11 protein-coding genes are annotated in these 19559 nt (G+C 61.3%); 1 reads left to right on the forward strand and 10 read right to left on the reverse strand.

What is annotated here, in order from left to right; genetic code table 11:
* Nucleotides 1-328 precede the first annotated feature (328 nt).
* Nucleotides 329-1039 carry an SH3 domain-containing protein gene (locus tag ACSQ3J_RS16855; protein WP_082512308.1) on the reverse strand — a complete coding sequence of 237 codons (711 nt, stop codon included), beginning with the start codon at nucleotides 1037-1039 and terminating at the stop codon, nucleotides 329-331.
* A gap of 176 nt (nucleotides 1040-1215) precedes the next feature.
* Here ACSQ3J_RS16855 and ACSQ3J_RS16860 point away from each other — a divergent pair, with 176 nt between their 5' ends.
* Nucleotides 1216-2127, forward strand: a complete 912-nt coding sequence (locus tag ACSQ3J_RS16860) for an aldo/keto reductase (protein ID WP_060506576.1) — start codon at nucleotides 1216-1218, stop codon at nucleotides 2125-2127.
* Nucleotides 2128-2264: 137 nt separating this feature from the next.
* Here ACSQ3J_RS16860 and ACSQ3J_RS16865 read toward each other — a convergent pair whose 3' ends face one another.
* From ACSQ3J_RS16865 to ACSQ3J_RS16905, 9 genes are all read right to left on the reverse strand, one after another.
* Nucleotides 2265-3893 carry an alpha-D-glucose phosphate-specific phosphoglucomutase gene (locus ACSQ3J_RS16865; RefSeq protein WP_060506575.1) on the reverse strand — a complete coding sequence of 543 codons (1629 nt, stop codon included), beginning with the start codon at nucleotides 3891-3893 and terminating at the stop codon, nucleotides 2265-2267.
* Nucleotides 3894-3897: 4 nt separating this feature from the next.
* A complete protein-coding gene (gene glgA / locus ACSQ3J_RS16870) occupies nucleotides 3898-5337 on the reverse strand; it encodes a glycogen synthase GlgA (RefSeq protein ID WP_060506574.1) in 1440 nt (479 codons plus the stop codon).
* 2 nt (nucleotides 5338-5339) lie between these two features.
* Nucleotides 5340-6599: a glucose-1-phosphate adenylyltransferase gene (gene glgC / locus ACSQ3J_RS16875; protein ID WP_060506573.1), complete on the reverse strand. Its 1260-nt coding sequence runs from the start codon at nucleotides 6597-6599 to the stop codon at nucleotides 5340-5342.
* Between the two features lie 121 nt (nucleotides 6600-6720).
* The gene (gene glgB / locus ACSQ3J_RS16880; RefSeq protein WP_060506572.1) at nucleotides 6721-8931 is read right to left on the reverse strand and encodes a 1,4-alpha-glucan branching protein GlgB; all 2211 of its coding nucleotides are present in this window, start codon (nucleotides 8929-8931) and stop codon (nucleotides 6721-6723) included.
* Nucleotides 8928-11393, reverse strand: a complete 2466-nt coding sequence (locus tag ACSQ3J_RS16885) for a glycogen/starch/alpha-glucan phosphorylase (RefSeq protein WP_156393910.1) — start codon at nucleotides 11391-11393, stop codon at nucleotides 8928-8930. The genes glgB and ACSQ3J_RS16885 overlap by 4 nt, the downstream gene beginning before the upstream one ends.
* Before the next feature lie 278 nt (nucleotides 11394-11671).
* Nucleotides 11672-12607 (reverse strand): pilus assembly protein TadG-related protein, encoded by a 936-nt coding sequence (locus ACSQ3J_RS16890; protein ID WP_082512314.1) that lies wholly within the window; start codon nucleotides 12605-12607, stop codon nucleotides 11672-11674.
* A 246-nt stretch (nucleotides 12608-12853) separates the two neighbouring features.
* Nucleotides 12854-13732: a transglutaminase family protein gene (locus ACSQ3J_RS16895; protein ID WP_060506570.1), complete on the reverse strand. Its 879-nt coding sequence runs from the start codon at nucleotides 13730-13732 to the stop codon at nucleotides 12854-12856.
* 40 nt (nucleotides 13733-13772) lie between these two features.
* Complete coding sequence (locus ACSQ3J_RS16900; RefSeq protein WP_436039616.1) at nucleotides 13773-16187, reverse strand: circularly permuted type 2 ATP-grasp protein; 2415 nt, start codon at nucleotides 16185-16187, stop codon at nucleotides 13773-13775.
* A gap of 7 nt (nucleotides 16188-16194) precedes the next feature.
* Complete coding sequence (locus ACSQ3J_RS16905; RefSeq protein WP_436039618.1) at nucleotides 16195-19524, reverse strand: DUF2126 domain-containing protein; 3330 nt, start codon at nucleotides 19522-19524, stop codon at nucleotides 16195-16197.
* Between the last annotated feature and the right edge of the window lie 35 nt (nucleotides 19525-19559).

The raw sequence follows: 19559 nt of genomic DNA on the forward strand, positions 1-19559 counted from the left end.
CTCGCCGATGACAGGACGCAATGATGATGACACAGGTTTTGATCGCGGGGATTTTCGGTGCGATTGGGGTGCGCGGGCGTAGAGGAGATTGGGCGACAAGTATTTGACGTTAAAGGGAAGATGCTCGTTTTGTCCTGCTCACGCGAGATGATTTTTTAGCACCCGGGAGGATGGATATTTCCTCCGCCATCCCCGCTGCAAGGACTGACATGACGGAGAGATTTGAGGCCCCCCAAAAAATCCTTGCCGGAGATGACCGCCGGAAATAGTGGTAACAGCGCCGGCCTGCCTGGTTTCTGCGGCTTTCAAGCCGTCCGCAAAGCGATCTTTACCGGCTGGCTTCGCGCAGGAAGCGGCCGGCGGCCCAGCCGCGGATGCCGTCTTCGGTGGAGACGCGGCACCAGCGCTGGCCGGCCGACATGCGGCAACCCATGTTGCGCAGCAATTCGCCGTTGACCAACTGGGCGACGACGCGGCCCTGCGCCGAGGGCAGGGTACGGATGTTCAGCGTGTCGTTCGAGGAGACGCCGGACACCTGCCACCAGTCGGGTCCACCGGACAGGCCGTCGGCATAATCGCCACCCGGCTGTGGTTTGGCAGCGACGGCGCCTGTAGCGCTGACTGAAAGGGTGTAACGGGCCGTCTCGTTGCGCCGGGCGGCATTGCGCATCAGGTAGACGGTGATCTTGTAGTCACCACTGGAGGGAACCCTGGCCTGGAAACGATTGCCCTCGCTGGAGCCGGCGAACATGGCTTCGGCCGCGCCGGGGGCGGTCACGTTGAAATAATTGCTGGCATTGCTGGTCTGCAGATCGACGGTCAGCCGCTGGCCGGCCGACAGGTCGACGTGATACTCGACGCTTTCATAGCCGCGAATGGTATCGCGCACGACGGTGCCGGATTTGCCGCGGGGGAAGGCAAGCCGCTCGTTCGCCGTCTGGGCGAAGCTGACGGTCGGAAGGTTGACGAAGGCGAACGCGGCAAGGAAGAGGCCGAAGCCAAGGACGAAAGCCAATGGTTTGGGGGTGGTCAACGTCATGTCAGTCTCCATCTGATCTGCCAGCGGCCGGAATCTCGCAACGATCGCAACTTATTCCGTCTTCGTGTCCCCCGTCTATAACCCTTCGTTGTATCGGCGTTGCCGTGCCGGTATATGTTGCGGAACTGCCGTTGCATTGTCCGTTTCAGAAACCACCGAGCGAGTGTCCCTGCATCATGTCATTCCGTATAAAGCTTCATCGCGACGGCCCGGAATTTTCCAGAATGGTCTGGGGTGCGTTTCGCATTGCCGGCAATCCGGAAACGAGCGGAATCGCCTCGATTGCCCGCACTGTCGATACATGCCTTGATGCCGGGATCACCACGATCGACCATGCCGATATCTATGGGGGATACCGCGTCGAGGCGATGTTCGGCGCGATGTTGGCCACCCGCCCGGACCTGCGCAACCGGATCGAGCTGGTGACGAAATGCGGCATCGCGCTGACCGGCCCGGCTCGGCCGGAACATCGGGTCAAGCACTATAACAGCACGGCCGGGCATATCCGCCTGTCGCTGGAAAATTCGCTGCGCAACCTGAAGACCGATCATGTGGATTTGCTGCTGCTGCACCGGCCCGATCCGCTGCTGGACGCGGCCGAGGTGGCCGGGGTGTTGGAGGCACTGGTCAAGGAGGGCAAGACGCGGGCGGTCGGCGTCTCGAACTATACGCCGTCGCAGGTCGCGCTTCTGCAAGCGAAGCTCAACATCCCGCTCGTCGCCAACCAGATCGAGCTTTCGGTCAGCCATACGGCGCCGCTCACCGACGGAACACTGGACGATTGTCAGCGTCTGGGGATCTCGCCGATGGCGTGGTCGCCGCTGGGTGGTGGACGCCTGTTCGACCGGGAGAAAGGCAACCCGCGGCTTGTCGATCTCTTGACCGCACTTGCTGCCCAATATGGCGTTTCGGGACCGGGCACGGTCGCACTGGCGTGGTTGTTGCGGCTGCCTTCGAAACCGCTGCCGATCATCGGCTCGACGGATCCCGAGCGGGTGAAGGCGCTGGCGCGGGCGGTGGAGATCGAGTTTGATCTGCAGGACTGGTTTCAGGTCCTGGAAGTGGCGAGCGGGCGGCCGGTGGCGTAAGGACTGGCGGCGGTCAGCGCTGCAATTTCCGATCTGCCAAGGTTCGGAACATCGCCGGGCGTCACCCCACCCCGGCACGGCGGGCCGAGCCTCCCCCTCAAGGGGAGGGTGGAACGAGGCGGTGCCTCCTCATCCGGTCAGGTAATGACAGACGGTTCGGTGCGGCCGGTGCGGGTCTTGATACCGGCGATCAGATCGGCAACAGCGATCAGATCGGCAAGGGCTTCCTGGGTTTCCGTATCATGCTTGGAGGCATCGGGCTCATAGCGTTCGATATAGACGCGCAGGGTTGCGCCCGACGTGCCGGTGCCCGACAGGCGGAAGACAACGCGGGAGCCGCCTTCGAACAGGATGCGGATACCCTGGTTGTTTGAGACCGATTTGTCGATCGGGTCATTGTAGGAGAAGTCGTCGGCGGTGGCGACCTTCAGCTTGCCGAAGGTCTTGCCGGGCAGGGTGGCGAGCTGGTCGCGTAGCGCCGTCATCAAGCCGTTTGCGGCATCCGAATCAACTTCTTCATAGTCGTGGCGGGAATAGTAGTTGCGGCCGTAGGTGGTCCAATGCTGGCGGGCGATATCCTGGACGCTTTCCATGCGCACGGCGAGAATGTTGAGCCAGAGCAGAACCGCCCAGAGGCCGTCCTTTTCGCGCACGTGGTTTGAGCCGGTGCCAGCACTTTCCTCGCCGCAGATGGTGACGAGGCCTGCATCCATCAGGTTGCCGAAGAATTTCCAGCCGGTCGGGGTCTCGAACATGCCGATGCCAAGCTTTTCCGCAACGCGGTCGGCGGCGGCACTGGTCGGCATCGAGCGGGCGATACCGGCAAGACCCTTGGAATAGCCGGGCGCCAGGTTCGCATTGGCGGCGAGCATTGCAAGGCTATCGGACGGGGTGATGAAAATGCCCTTGCCGATGATCAGGTTACGGTCGCCGTCGCCATCGGATGCAGCGCCAAAGTCCGGCGCATCGTCGCTCATCATTTCCTCGTAAAGCGCGCGGGCGTGGACGAGGTTGGGGTCCGGATGGTGGCCGCCGAAATCAGGAAGCGGAATGAAGTTCAGCACCGAGCCCTTGGCAGCGCCCAGACGGTTTTCGAGGATTTCCTTGGCATAGGGGCCGGTCACCGCGCTCATGGCGTCGAAGACGATGCGGAAGCCGCCGCCGATCAGGTTGCGGATAGCGGGGAAATCGAACAGTTTCTCCATCAGTTCGGCATAGTCCGAGACCGGGTCGATGACGACGACTTCCAGGCCGGCAACATCCTGGCTGCCTTCGATATCGAGGTTGATATCGGCGACCTCGGCGATCTTGTAGCTTTCGATCGTGCGGGTACCGGCATAGATGGCGTCGGTGACCTTTTCAGGGGCCGGACCGCCATTGCCGATATTGTACTTGATGCCGAAATCCTCGGTCGGGCCGCCGGGATTGTGGCTGGCCGAGAGTACGATGCCGCCAAAAGCCTTGTATTTGCGGATGACGTTGGATGCAGCCGGCGTGGAGAGAATGCCGCCGCGGCCGACCAGAATGCGGCCGAAACCATTGGCTGCAGCCATCTTGATGGCGATCTGGATGACTTCGCGGTTGTAAAAGCGGCCGTCGCCGCCGATCACCAGCGTTTCGCCCTTGAACCCGTCGAGGCTGTTGAAGATCGACTGGATGAAGTTCTCGGCATAGTTCTTCTGCTGGAAGACCGGGACCTTCTTGCGCAGACCGGACGTGCCGGGCTTCTGGTCCAAATAGGGCGTGGTCTGAACGGTTCTGATCATGGTCTTAGCCTTTCGCAAGAAGACTGGAATAGAGGTCGGCATAGCGATGCGCACTCATATCCCAGGAAACGTCTGATTTCATACCCTGGGCCTGGAGACGAGCCCAGACTTTCGGTTGCCGGTAGGCGGTAAATACACGCCGAAGCGCCTGGCGCAAACTTGCAGCAGAAACGGGCGAGAATTGGAAGCCGGTGGCAACTTTTGCAGCGAGCGCCGCTTCGTTGGCATCGATGATCGTATCGGCAAGGCCACCGGTATGGGCGACGACCGGCACGCAGCCGTAGCGCAGGCCGTAGAGCTGGGTGAGGCCGCAGGGCTCAAAACGGGACGGAATGAGGATCGCATCGGCGCCGGCCTGCATCAGGTGCGACAGGGGTTCGTTGTACCCGATCACCATGCCGACCCGGCCGGGATGGCGGGCTGCGGCAGAGATGAAGGCACCTTCGAGGGCCGGATCGCCGGAGCCGAGCACGGCAAGCTTGCCGCCATTGTCGACGATATCGTCGATCACCTCGGCGAGCACGTCCATGCCCTTCTGCCAGGTCAAACGGCTGACGACGCAGAAGATCGGGCCGGGAGCGTTGTCGAAGCCGAACTGCGCCGACAGCGCCTTGCGGTTGGCTTCGCGCTTCTTCAGCGAGGTTGGGCCATAGGTTTCGGCGATATTCTTGTCTGTCTGCGGATTCCAGATCTCGGTGTCGATGCCGTTGACGATGCCCGAGAGGCTGGACAGGCGGGCCGTCAGCAGGCCTTCAAAGCCCATGCCGAATTCCGGGGTGAGGATTTCCTGGGCATAGGACGGGCTGACGGTGGTGATGGCGTGGGCCGTTTGCAGGCCTCCCTTGAGGAAGCCGACATCGCCGAAATACTCGACATAGTGCATCGAAAAGGCTTCCGGCGGCAGCGCCAGCTCGGCAAAGACATCCGGCCCGAACTGCCCCTGGAAGGCAATGTTGTGGATGGTCAATACCACCGGCGTCGCATGGGCGGGACCGAATCGCATATAGACCGGCGTCAGCGCCGCCTGCCAGTCATGCACATGGACGAGATCCGGCTTCCAGCTCGGCAGCAGGCCACCGGCGATCTCGGCAGCAGCCAGAGACAGGGCCGCGAAGCGGCGGAAATTGTCGGCATAATCGCGGCCGGTCTGATCGACATAGGGCCCGCCGTCGCGATCGAACAGTTCGGGTGCATCGAGCACGAGAAGATCGAGGCCATCGTGATCGACGGCAAGGATCGAGGCGGGGTTGCCGAAGAGATTGTCGAAGCCGCCGATCTTTTGCGGCTTCTTGAGCTTTTGCATCACCACCGGATAACCCGGCATCAGCGTGCGCATGCGCACGCCGTGCGGTTTCATTGCCGCCGGCAGGGCGCCCGCCACATCGGCGAGACCCCCTGTCTTGATCAGCGGAAAGACTTCCGATGCGACGGACAGAACTTCCATGCTCACAGATCCAGCTTGTCGATCATCGCCTGGGTGATCAGGCAGATGCCGTTTTCCGAGCGGCGGAAGCGCTTGGCATCGAATTCCGGATCCTCACCGACGACGAGGCCTTCCGGGATGACGACGCGGCTGTCGATGACGACGTTGCTGAGCTGGGTGTGCCGGCCGATCTTGACGTTCGGCAGGATGACTGCCCCATCGAGACGGGAATAGGAATTCACCCGGACGCCGGTAAACAACATGGAGCGGTTCAAGGATGCGCCGGAAATGATGCAGTCGCCTGATACCAGCGAGGAGGTGGCGGACCCGCGGCGATTTTCATCGTCATGGACGAATTTTGCCGGCGGCTTGATCTCGGCGAATGTCCAGATCGGCCAGGTGCCGTCGTAAATGTCGAGTTCCGGGGTGACGTGGGTGAGGTCGATATTGGCCTGCCAGTAGGCATCGATCGTGCCGACATCGCGCCAATAGGCTTCGCGCTCGAAATCGGAGCGGACGCAGGACTGGTTGAAGCGGTGGGCGACGGCTTTGCCGTGCTGGACGATGTAGGGAATGATGTCCTTGCCGAAGTCGCGGCTCGATGTCGGATCGGCGGCGTCGCGGCGCAGCACATCCATCAGGAACTTGGTGTGGAAGACATAGATGCCCATCGAGGCCAGCGCCATCTCCGGATTGCCGGGAATGCCCGGAGGGTCGGCTGGCTTTTCGACGAAAGCGATGATCTGGTCCTTGTCATCCACATGCATGACGCCGAAGCCGGTCGCTTCCATGCGCGGCACTTCCAGGCAACCGATGGTGACGTCGGCACCGGAATCGACATGCTGCTGCAGCATGAGTTCATAGTCCATCTTGTAGACATGGTCGCCGGCCAGGATGACCATGTATTCGACACCATGATCCTCGATGATATCGATGTTCTGATAGACGGCGTCGGCGGTGCCTTCATACCATTGCGTCTCGGAGACGCGCTGGGAGGCGGGCAGGATGTCGAAACTTTCGTTACGCTCCGGGCGCAGGAAGTTCCAGCCGCGCTGCAGGTGGCGGATCAGCGAATGCGCCTTGTACTGGGTCGCGACGCCGATGCGGCGGATACCGGAATTCAGCGCGTTGGAGAGCGCGAAATCGATGATGCGGGCCTTGCCGCCGAAATAGACCGCAGGCTTGGCGCGGCGATCGGTCAGTTCCTTCAGGCGGCTTCCGCGGCCGCCGGCAAGGACGTAGGCCATTGCATCACGGGCGAGGGGCTGGGTGCGTTTTTCCATTGAATTTCCTCCCGATAGTATAGTTCCAGGGCGATTTGACCGCTCGTTGGAACTGCGTCCTCTCCAAATACTATTGTGGTCCGCGACGTGAACGGGTCTTGGGAGCCCGCCATGGCGTGGACTAGTCCTGCTCCAGCATCAATGTCGCCAAAGGCGGCAGGGTGATGGTTGCCGTAATAACGCCTGCACTGTTTTTGGTTGCCTGGACGGCTCCTCCGTTGCCTTTGCCGCTGCCGCCATAAATCTCGGCATCGCTGTTGAGAATTTCTTTCCACCGCCCCTCCACCGGCAACGGTATCGTATAATTTTCCCGGTAGACCGGGGTAAAGTTGCTGATGACGGCGATGGTTTTTTCACCGGGCGCCTTGCGCAGCCAGGCGAAGACAGAATTTTCCCGGTCGTCGGCAATCAGCCATTCGAACCCTTCTCCCTCGCAGTCGCGGGCGTGCAGCGCGGCCTTGTTGCGATAGGTGCCGTTCAGGTCACGCACCAGCCGGCGCATGCCTTCATGCAGGGGATACTCCAACAGGTTCCAGTCGAGCGCGCGGTCTTCCGCCCATTCCTGCCACTGGGCGAATTCCTGCCCCATGAACAGGAGCTTCTTGCCGGGATATCCCCACATGAAGCCGTAATAGGCCCTGAGATTGGCGAACTTCTGCCAGTCGTCGCCGGCCATCTTGGCAATCAGCGAGCCCTTGCCGTGCACCACTTCGTCATGGGAAAGTGGCAGCACGAAGTTTTCGCTGAACGCATAGAGCAGGCCGAAGGTCAGGTCGTTGTGGTGGTGCTTGCGATGGATCGGCTCGCGCTGCAGATATTGCAGCGTGTCGTGCATGAAGCCCATGTTCCACTTGAAGCCGAAGCCGAGGCCGCCGGCATGGACCGGAGCGGAGACTTTCGGCCAGGAGGTGGATTCCTCGGCGATTGTGATGATGCCGGGATGGCTGCCGTAGACTTCCTTGTTCATGGTCTGGAGGAAGCGGACGGTATCGAGATTTTCGTTGCCACCATATTCGTTCGGCACCCATTCGCCATGCTTGCGCGAATAGTCGAGATAGAGCATCGAGGCGACCGCATCGACGCGCAAACCGTCCAGATGGAATTTTTCGGCCCAGTAGAGCGCGTTGTTGACGAGGTAGGAAAACACCTCGGCGCGGCCGAAATTGTAGATCGCCGTGTTCCAGTCGGGGTGGTAGCCCTGACGCGGGTCCTCATGCTCATAAAGGGCGGTGCCATCGAACCAGCGCAGGCCATGGGCGTCGGTCGGGAAATGGGCAGGCACCCAATCGAGGATGACGCCGAGGCCGACTTTGTGGGCGCCGTTGACGAAGCGGGCAAAACCTTCCGGCTCGCCGAAGCGGGCGGTCGGCGCATAGAGACCGGTGGTCTGGTATCCCCAGGAGGGATCATAGGGATATTCGGTGATCGGCAGGAACTCGATATGGGTGAAGCCCATATCGACGCAGTAGGGGATCAGGCGTTCTGCCAGTTCGTCCCAACTCAGCATGTCGCCATTGTCGCGCCGCTGCCAGGAAGCGGCATGAACCTCGTAGATCGAGATCGGCTGGCGGCGGGCATCGACGCTGGCCCAATGGGCGCGGTGCGCGTCGTCCTGCCAGACCTGTTCGATCTCTCCAGCCGTCATCGAGGCATTTTTCGGGCGCAGTTCCGAGCGGCGGGCGAAAGGATCGGCCTTCAGCGGCAACAACTCGCCATTCTTGCCGACGATCTCATATTTGTAGATGGCGCCCGGCTGGACGTCCGGCACGAAGATTTCCCAGATGCCGGTATCCTGACGCAGCCGCATCACGTGGCGGCGGCCGTCCCAATCGTTGAAATCACCGACAACCGAAACACGCCTGGCATTTGGCGCCCAGACGGCGAAGTGAAATCCGTCCGCGCCGTCATGTTTGATCGGATGCGCGCCCATTTTGTCGAACAGCCGCAGATGCGAGCCTTCACGGATATAGTAATCGTCCATCGGACCGAGCACCGGCCCGAAGCTGTAACAATCGGTGACGGTCCATTCACCGCCGCTATTGCGGGCACGGTAGCGGACCGGCTGTGCCTTCTTGACGGCAATGATGCCCTCGAAAAAGCCGGCATCGTCGCGCCGGGTCAGCGTACCGATCTCCTTGCCGGTCAATGTTTCGGCAGTCACCGTTTCGGCGCCGGGGATGAAACAGCGGGCGACGAACTCCTTGCCTGCGGGATGGACGCCGAGGGCGGCGAACGGATTGCTATGCGTGCCAGCGAGGATCGCCGCGATCTCTTCCGCCGACAGACTGGCTGGCAGAGCGGCAGGTGTGGCGTCTTTCGGCACTGATGTCATCCGGCTCTCCAAATTTCCCCGGCATATTGCCTGATTGTACGGTCAGAGGAAAACCAGCCCATGCGCGCGGTGTTACGAATGGTCTTGGAATACCAGCTTCCCGTGTCCGTCCAGATCGCGTCCACCTCGCGCTGGGCCTTGGTATAGGCATCGAAATCGGCCGCCACCATGAACCAGTCGTGATTGTAGATGCCGTCAATAAGGCCAGTGAAGCGATTGCGATCATCCGGAGAGAAGACGCCGGACGAGATCGCGAACAGGGCCTGCGACAGCTCACGCGATTGCTCGATGATGGCGCGGGGATTGTGGCCCTCGGCGCGCACCTTGGCGACTTCATCCGCCGTCATCCCGAAGATCTTGATGTTCTCTTCGCCGACCCAGTCACGCATTTCGACATTGGCGCCGTCGAGCGTTCCGATCGTCAGCGCACCGTTCAACGCGAACTTCATGTTTCCGGTTCCGGACGCTTCCATGCCGGCGGTGGAAATCTGTTCCGACAGGTCGGCGGCCGGTACCATGATTTCGGCCAGCGAGACGTTGTAATTGGGGATGAAGACGATTTTCAGCAGGCCGCGCACGGCCGGATCGTTGTTGATCACCTTGGCGACATCGTTGGCCAGCTTGATGATCAGCTTGGCATTGTGATAGCTCGGCGCCGCCTTGCCGGCGAACAGCTTGACCCGCGGAACCCAGTCAAGCTCGGGATGCGAGCGGATCTGATCATAGAGCGAGATTGCCTCGATGATGTTGAGGAGCTGGCGCTTGTATTCGTGGATGCGCTTGATCTGGATGTCGAACATCGCCGATGGATCCAGCCGGATGCCCATACGGCTCTGCACCAGTTGGGCCAGCTTGACCTTGTTGGCGCGCTTGATGGCGGCGAATTTTTCCTGGAAATCCGGCTTGTCGGCAAAGGGATCGAGCGCCTGTAGGGCTTCTGTATTGTCCATGAACTCATCGCCGATCGCACCGCGGATCAGCGTGACAAGCTCGGGATTGCATTGCATCAGCCAGCGGCGCGGCGTGATGCCGTTGGTCTTGTTGTTGATGCGCTCCGGATAGAGCCGGTGCAGATCGGCAAACACGGTTTCCTTCATCAGCTCGGTATGGAGCGCGGAAACGCCGTTGATGGAATGGGATCCGACAAAGGCGAGGTTGCCCATGCGCACGCGGCGGTCGCCGCTCTCGTCGATCAGCGAGATGTTGCGGACTTCCTGATCGCTGTGCGACTTCTGCTTGCGGGCCTCGAGCAGGATCTTGGCGTTGATCGCATAGACGATCTGCATGTGGCGCGGCAAAAGCCGTTCGAATAATGGCACGGGCCAGGTTTCGAGCGCTTCCGGCAGCAGCGTATGGTTGGTGTAGGAGAATGTGTGGCGGGCAATATCCCAGGCGGTTTCGAAATCCATGCCGTGAACATCCGTCAACAGGCGGACGAGTTCGGCAACGGAGACGGCCGGATGGGTATCGTTCAGCTGGATCGCCACCTTGTCCGGCAGCGAGGTGAAATCCGGATATTGCTGCAGATGGCGGCGCAGGATGTCCTGCAGCGAGGCGGACGAGAAGAAGAATTCCTGGCGCAGGCGCAGTTCCTGACCGGCTGGGGTTGCGTCTGCCGGGTAGAGGACGCGGGCAAGGCTTTCGGCCTTGTTGCTTTCTCTGAGCGCGCCGATGTGATCACCGGCATTGAAGGCATCCAGCAGGATCGGGTCGATCGGATGGGCTGTCCACAGGCGCAGCGTGTTGACGCGCTTGGCGCGCCAGCCGACGACCGGCGTATCGCAGGCCGTGGCGATAACACGCTCGGCCGGTTTCCAGACGTAGCGGGTGACTTCCTCATCGACATTGACGGTTTCGACCGAGCCGCCGAAGCCGATTTCGTAGGAGCTTTCGCGGCGCTCGAATTCCCAGGGATTGCCGTGGGCAAGCCAGGTTTCCGGCAGCTCGACCTGCCAGCCATCGGCCATCTGCTGGCGGAACAGGCCGTGGACGTAGCGGATGCCATAACCATAGGCAGGGATATCGACGGTTGCCATCGATTCCATGAAACAGGCGGCCAGGCGGCCAAGACCGCCATTGCCGAGTGCTGCGTCGGGTTCCAGAGCTGCGATGACGTCGAGATCGACGCCGAACGAGGCCAGCGCCTCGCGGAGTTCGTCCATCAGGCCGATATTGGTGACGGCATCGCGCATCAGGCGGCCGATCAGAAATTCAAGCGATAGATAATAGACGCGCTTGGCATCGGTGGCGTAGGTCTTGCGCGTCGATTCCATCCAGTTGTCGGTAATGCGGTCGCGCACGACCAGGATGGCCGCGGTCAGCCAGTCATGCGGTTTGGCGACTTTCGGGTCCTTGCCGATGCGGTAGGTGAGGCGCTCGATGATTTCCTGGGCAAGGACTTCGGCGCTCGATGCGCGGGGGGCAGCGCTCGGAATTTTCTCGTTGGACAAACGATCGATCATGGAAAAGGCTTACCCTCTGCGAGCGGTTTGGGAGACCGGAGGCGAACACCAACGGGGCATATGAGCGATTTATGCACCGATACGAAGCGCTTGCAATAGTGTTTTCAATAAGATGAAAATTGTAGAAGAGGGCCGGTTCGAAACGGCTTGCGATTTGCCGGATAGCGCGAAAAAGCCCGCGCCGGTATCTCGGAACGGGCTTTCGATTGCAAAGGGTAAAGCGGTTAATGCGTCAGGCGAACGGTCATGGCCGTGGCTCGCCCACCCTATCGGCCGTTTTACTTTGTCAAGCGGACATAGCTCCCGTCGGCGCCGCAGGTAGCGGTGACCGTGTAGAAAAAGTCCTGCCGGTCCCAGCCGCCGCCGTCTTCCCAGGCATGGTCCTGCGTTTTGGTGCAGCCGAAATACCTTTCCAGCGATGCCTTTACGCCGAGGGGGACTTGCTTTCCGTCCACGAACAGATGGTTGCTTGTGGCGGGGTCATCGGTGCGCAGAACGGAGTTGAAAGACTGGTCTGCCGTTTTGGTGCTCTTGTTGCACGTGACGGTGCTGTTCTTGACCGTGGCCTTGTAGCCTATGTCGCACCCATCGTTCTTGATGTCCATGCGGAGTGCCAAATTCGTATACTTGCCAAGGTCGATAATCCCTTTCGGGTTGGCCACGTAGGTGCCTGAACCGCCGCCCGCCTGGGTCGTAGGCTGATAAACCACCGTACCGACAACATCTTCAGTGGTGGCGCCTTTGCGCAGGACGAGAATGGAAATTTTCTTGTAGTACCAGCCCTGCGCCTTGGTTGGTGTGAAGGTGATCTTTTCGGGCTTCATCGGAGACAGCGCCGATGCAGTGACGCTCACATTGACGGAGTTTATCGATGCAATCTTCATCAGGCTCGTCGGCACCGGCTTGGTCATCGTGACGGTGAGTGTATTATCCTTGGCGCCGACCTTATAGCGCAACACACTGAGTTTCTCATCCGGGTTGGTTTCTTCATTGATAGCCTCTTCATCCAGCGCGCCTTTTGCCCGCGCTGCGATAAACTTCTCGGCCATCGCCTTTGCCGTCGAGAAATTGCTGCCGTCGAAAACCCCTCCACCGGCCAAAACCGCCCCATCGGCGATATCCTGCAACTTGGACTTCTCCGAGAAGGCAACGCTGTAATCGACCGCAGAACCACCCGCAACAAGAACGACGGGCAAGATGACGGCGGTCAACATTGCGAAATTGCCGGACTTATCGGCGGCAAGATTAAGGCATGATTGAAGAAGACGGGTTTTCTTGGTCACTTTTTACCTACCTGGAATAATCATTTTCCCATGAGGCAGGGTTTTATCCGGTAAATATTACGATCCCGTTCAGCGCATGGGTTGCAATTGAATACAATTCTAATTGTCCCTTGAACGCAGGCGTTTCCTCCGGTTCCGGGTGTACAAAAAGGGGACCGGGGATCTTCCCGTTTCGGGTCACTGTAGAGGAATGACGTCGACGGCCTGTTCGGTCTTGTGCGATCCGTAGCTTTTCAAAACACCGATGACTGGTGCGACATCGCTATAGTCGCGGCCGTGGCCGACGACGATGTGATCGAGGCCTGCGAAAATATTGTTGGTCGGGTCGAGTTCGAGCCAGCCGGTGGTCGTTCCACACCAGACACGCACCCAGGCATGCATGGCGTCGGCACCTTCGAGGCGTTCCTTGCCCGGCGGCGGGATGGTGCGCAGAAAGCCGCTGACATAGCCGGCGGGGATACCGAGGCTGCGCAACGCCGTGATCATCACATGGGTGAAATCCTGGCAGACGCCGCGCTTCAGCTTGAAGGCCTCGCGCGGGGTCGTGTCGACCGTGGTCGCTTTCGGGTCGTAAGCAAAGTCCGTGTGGATCTGGGCGCAGATGGCGGTGGCGATCTGGCGGATGGTCATGCCGGATTTGACGATGTTGCGGGCATAGGCCCCGATCGCTGCATCCTCTGGAAGACGCGGGCTGGCGCCGAGGAAATGATGGGGCGAATTGGCGTCGAGCGACCAGAGATTGGCGATCTCCGTGGGAAACCGTGACAGGTCCGGTGAAAAATCGGCGGCGAGCGGCTGTTGGTCCAGCTGGACGCGGGCCTGCATGCGGATCACCAGCTTTTCGTGCTGCTTGCGAAACAGGATCGAGGTCGAGGGATTGGCGAAGAAATCGATGCTGTCGCGCCGCTCTTCCGGTGCCGGCGTGCAGGTGACGGTGCCGGCAACGAGGCGCTGGCGATCGGGAAGCGACAGGGGGAGCACGCGCACGACATGGCGGCCGCCGGAGACCGGGACTTCGTAGGTGTAGGTGATCCGCAGATTGATATCGTAGAGCATGGGCTTCTCAATTCCGGCGCGGTGCGGCGTTTGTCGTATCTTATCCGAGATAGGTTTGCGCGAGGATGTCGGAGAAGCGGCCGAGTTCCTGTTCCAGATTGTTGTAGACGGCGGCATTCATGGCTTCAGGCGTCATGACGGCAAGGCCAGCGTGGAGCTTCATGGCTTCGCGATAGAAGGGCGACATCTGGCCGTTGGAGAAGGCATTCGGCAATTGCTCGACCTCCGTCTTGATCTCGTTCAGCTGGTAGAGGATCGAGCGCGGGTTGAGCGGGTCGAGCGCCAGAAGGTCGGTGACGGTGAGCGAGGCGGTGTTGACGTTGTAGCGGCGGCGGTGGGTCATGACGCTGTCGCCGATTTCGAGCAGCATGTCGTAAGCGCCATCGGGCGCGTCCTCGCCGGACAGGTGGCCAAGCAGACGGGTCATGTGCAGGCCGCGCTCGAGATAGCGGCCGATCGACAGGAAGCGCCAGCCGGTGAAACGGTACATGTTTTCATGCACCAGACCGGCAAAGCCTGCGAGCTTGCGCAGGAGCACGGTCATCGCATGGGTGGCGTCGTCGCCCGCCTGGACCGTCGACTGGAATTTGCGGGCGGTCTTGGCGAGATCGTTGAGCGCCAGCCAGCCATCGGCGGAGAATCGGTCACGGATGTTGCTGGCGGAAAACAGGGCGCTGTTGATATTGGCCATCAGGCTGTCGGGCACCGGCTGTTTCGTATCGATATCGAGCCCGGCCAGATAGTCGGTGATATCCTTCAACAGCGGCATTTCGGTATTGGCGGTTTCGGCGAAGCGTCCATGCCACGCGCGCAGGATGCGCAGCGCACCTTCGGCCCGTTCGATATAGCGGCCGAGCCAGAAGAGATTGTCGGCGGCCCGGCTCGGCAGGCTGCCGGGCATGATGCGGATAAAACTTTCCTCCGCCGGTAGAAGCGTCATCTGCTCGACGGGTTTCTGGCTGACGATCCAGACATCGGCGGCCGAGCCACCGGCCTGCATGGCGATGGCAGCGGCGTCGGCTCCGGAGCCGATGCGGGCAAAGCCGCCGGGCATCACCTGCCAGCCATCGCGGGTGCGGGCGACGTAGACGCGCAGGCTCATCGGCCGCGGCGTCAGCTTGCCGTTGATCCAGGCGGGCGTGGTGGAGAGGGTGACGACTTCCTGGCCGACGAGTTTCGGGCCGTCGGTCTGCAGCCATTCTGCAACGGATGTCTTGGCGGTATCGCGCAGCGACGAGCCAAGCACGGATTGGCCGTTATCGTCAAAGAACGGCCGGGTGGAATAGGCCGGGCCGATGACCATCTTCTCGATATTGCCCGCTACCTGATCACGTTCCGGCTGCTGGCCGCACCACCATGTGGCGATGCTTGGCAGCACGGGATCTTCGCCAAGCAGATGACGGCAGATGGTCGGCATGAAGGCGAGAAAGGCGCGGGTTTCGAGGATGCCGGAGCCGAGTGAATTGACGATCGAGACAGAGCCGGAGCGCAGCGCCTCGACAATGCCGGGCGTGCCGATATGCGAGCTCTGGTTCAGTTCCAGCGGATCGGCAAAGGCGGCATCGAGGCGGCGCCAGAGGACACCGACGGGTTTCAGACCAGCGACGGTGCGGACCATGACGCGGCCATCGACCACCGTCAGGTCTTCACCTTCCAGCAGCATGAAGCCGAGATAGCGGGCGATATAGGCGTGTTCGAAATAGGTCTCGTTGGCGACGCCCGGCGTCAGAACGGCGATGCGGTCGTCCGGATGTTTCTTGCGCGATTGCAATTCGTCGCGGAAGGCACCGAAGAAACCCGCGAGGCGGTGGACATGGGTTTCGGCATAGAGATCGGAAAAGGCGCGGGTGGTGGCGACGCGGTTTTCGAGCGCGAAACCGGCGCCGGACGGGGCCTCGGTGCGGTCCGACAGCACCCACCAATTGCCGTCCGGGCCGCGGCCGATTTCGAAGGAACAGAAATGCAGGAAATGGCCGTCGGCCGGCAGAACCCCGACCATCGGGCGCAGGAATTCCGGATTGCCCGCGACCAGCGACGGGGGCAGGAACCCTTCGGCGACAAGCCGGTTCGGGCCGTAGATATCAGCGGCGATGCGCTCCAGCAGTTCGGCGCGCTGGACAAGCCCCTTGGAGACGGCCTGCCATTCGGTGTCGTCAATCAGCACGGGGACATGCGAAAGCGGCCAGTTGCGCTCCGAATTCTCCTTGGTGCCATAGGCCCGGTAGAACACGCCGGCATCGCGCAGGTAGCGGTCGGCGCGGGCGAAGCGGTTGGAGAGTTCCGTTTCGTCCATGCGGCCGATGGAGGATAGAAAATGCTGCCAGACCGGCCGGACATTGCCCTGCGTATCGAGCATTTCATCGGCGATGCCGGGCAGTGCGCGATAGCCGAAGACCGGATCGTTGCCGATCCGGTCTTCGCTGCGCGTCGCATGAGCCGTCTGCTTCTTTGACATCAACGTCCTATATGCCTGCCGGACGCCGCAAATCGAGCGTCAGGGGAAACTCTGCCGATGGGGCTTCCGGCGCCAGCGTATAAGCGCCAGCGGTATGCCCCCATGGTTCGAAACGCGCCAGCCTGCGGGCTTCCGCCTCGTTGCCGTTTACCGGAAAAGTGTCGTAACTGCGCCCGCCCGGATGGGCAACATGATAGATGCAGCCGCCGATCGAACGCTTCGACCATGTATCATAAATGTCGAATGTAAGCGGCGTGTTAACCGGCAGATTGGGATGCAGACCCGACACGGGCTGCCATGCCTTGTAGCGCACACCGGCGACGGAAACACCGTTGAAGCCGGTCCTGGTGAGCGGCAGCGCACGGCCGTTGCAGGCAACGGTGTAGCGCTCCGGATTGGCCGTTTCCAGCTTCACCTGCAGGCGCTCGACGGAGCTGTCGACATAACGCACGGTGCCGCCGGGCGCACCTTCCTCGCCCATCACATGCCAGGGCTCCAGCGCCTGGCGCAGTTCGAGCTTGGCACCTTCATATTCGACCTCGCCGCAGAACGGGAAACGGAACTCGAGCTGGGCCTCGAACCATTCCGGACGGATATTGAAACCATTCGCCCGCAGGTCATTGAGCACGTCGAGGAAGTCCTGCCAGACATAGTGCGGCAGCATGAAGCGGTCGTGCAGGGTGGTACCCCAGCGCACCAGCTTGCCCTCGGCCGGGTTTTGCCAGTAGCGGGCGATCAGTGCCCGCACCAGCAGCTGCTGGGCAAGGCTCATGCGCGCATTCGGCGGCATTTCGAAACCGCGGAACTCGACGAGGCCGAGGCGCCCGGTCGGGCCATCCGGCGAAAACAGCTTGTCGATGCAGATTTCGGCGCGATGGGTGTTGCCGGTGACGTCGGTCAGCAGGTTGCGGAACAGGCGATCGACCACCCAAGGCAGGGGTGTTTGCGCCATGCCGGGCACGGGCACCTGCGCCATGGCGATTTCGAGCTCGTACAGTGTGTCGTGCCGGGCCTCGTCGACGCGCGGTGCCTGGCTTGTCGGGCCGATGAACATGCCGGAAAACAGGTAGGACATCGACGGATGGCGCTGCCAGTGCAGCACCAGGCTTTTCAAAAGATCCGGGCGGCGCAGGAAGGGGCTGTTGTTGGGATTGTTGCCGCCAACCACGACATGGTTGCCGCCGCCGGTGCCGGTGTGGCGGCCATCGATCATGAACTTATCGGCGCCAAGGCGGGTAAGCCGGGCTTCCTCATAGATCGCCGTGGTGATGGCGACACAATCGGCCCAGTTGGAAGCAGGATGGATATTGACCTCGATGACGCCGGGATCGGGCGCAACGCGCATGACATTGATGCGTTCGTCCTGCGGCGGCGAATAGCCTTCGATATGAACCGGCAGCCCGAGATCTGCGGCTGCCTTTTCGGCGGCCGCGACCAAATCGAGATAATCCTCGATCCGCTCGACCGGCGGCATGAAGACACAGAGGCGGCCATCGCGCGGCTCGACGCTCATGGCGGTGCGCACGGCGCCGCGGATGTCATCCGGCGAACCGGCGATCGTTTGTTCGTTGCGGTCCTGCTGCGGTTCGCTTGATCTACGCGATGCCTGCGCCAGCGTCCGGGACGGCGCGCTGTAATCCGGCAGGGGGCCACGCGGGATCGAAGGGTCGGCCTGATGGATATATGGGTACTGCGACGGCGGCACATAAGGCAGGGTGCCGAGCGGCATACGGAAGCCGATCGGGCTATCGCCGGGGATCAGGAAAATCTTGCCGCGGCGGGTTTTCCATTTTTCACTGATCCAGCGGCGTCCATCGGCCTTGGCGTTCCACGCCTGAACGGGCAGGATATAGCCGGTTGCCGTCGTCAGGCCACGCTCGAACACCTTGGCGATACGGGCGCGTTCCTCGGCGCTTTCGAGTTTGGAATTGGACGGGTCGACATTTTCGGGAAGGCTGCCTTCCTTGATGATCCATTCGGCCGGATCCTCGAAGGCCGGGATGATCATGTCCGGCTCGATCTCGAGAGCCGCCGCGATGCCGGCCAGGAGGTCTGCGGCATGCTTTTCCGTCACTGCGGTGTTTTGGCCTTCCGCGGCAATCAAGGCCGGATCGTGCCAGATCGGCTTTCCGTCCTTGCGCCAGTAGAGCGAGAACGTCCAGCGCGGCAGGCTCTCGCCGGGATACCATTTGCCCTGGCCATAATGCAGGAAGCCGCCGGGGGCGAAGCGCTCACGCAGCCGGCGGATCAGTTCGTCGGCCTTGTCGCGTTTGGTCGGGCCAACGGCGCCGGTGTTCCATTCCTCCGATTCAAAGTCGTCAATCGAGACGAAGGTCGGTTCGCCGCCCATGGTCAGGCGCACATCGGCATCGTTGAGCACGGTATCGACATGTTCGCCGAGGGCATTCAGCGCCTGCCAGCTTTCCTCTGAAAACGGCTTGGTGATGCGCGGATGTTCGGCGACGCGCGCCACGTTCATGTCGAAGTCGAAGGTCGTGTTGGCATCGCCATAGAGGCCGCCGGAGATCGGTGCGGCGTTGCGGTAATGTGGGGTGGCTGCGAGCGGGATGTGGCTTTCGCCGGTCAACAGCCCGGACGTGGGATCGAGCCCGACCCAGCCGGCGCCGGGGATATAGACCTCGCACCAGGCGTGCAGATCGGTGAAATCGACTTCTGTGCCAGACGGGCCGTCGAGCGCCTTCAGGTCCGGGGCGAGCTGGATGAGATAGCCGGAGACGAAACGGGCGGCGAGGCCGAGATTGCGCAGGATTTGGACGAGCAGCCAGCTGGAGTCGCGGCAGGAGCCGAGCGCCAGCGCCAGCGTCTCTTCCGGCGTCTGGACGCCGGGCTCCATGCGGATGACGTAGTTGACTGTCTGTTGCAGGCGGGCATTGAGGCCGACGATGAAATCGATGGTGCGGGTGGGGTTGAGGTCGATGCCGTCCAGATAGACCTGCAGCACCGGGCTCATCGGCTCCGGCTGCATGTAAATCTTCAGGTCGTCGCGGATGTCTTCCGGGTAGGTAAACGGAAATATCTCGGCCTCTTCCTCGATGAAGAAGTCGAAGGGATTGTAGACCGTCATGTCGGCGACGAGATCGACCTCGATCTTCAACTCGGTGACGGGATCGGGGAAGACGTAGCGGGAAAGATAGTTGCCGTAGGGGTCCTGCTGCAGCGTGACGAAGTGGTTTTCCGGCGTGACCTTGAGCGAGTGGCTGATGACCTTGGTCTTGGAATGGGCGGCCGGTTTCAGCCGGATCACCTGGGGGCCGAGCCGTACCGGCTTGTCATACTTGTAATGCGTCAGGTGATAGATGCTTGCCTTGATCGCCATGCTGTCCCCTTAAAGGCGGATCTATGCCGCCATTG

The sequence above is a fragment of the Rhizobium sp. LjRoot98 genome, assembly GCF_964252935.1.
Taxonomy (GTDB): Bacteria; Pseudomonadota; Alphaproteobacteria; order Rhizobiales; family Rhizobiaceae; genus Pararhizobium.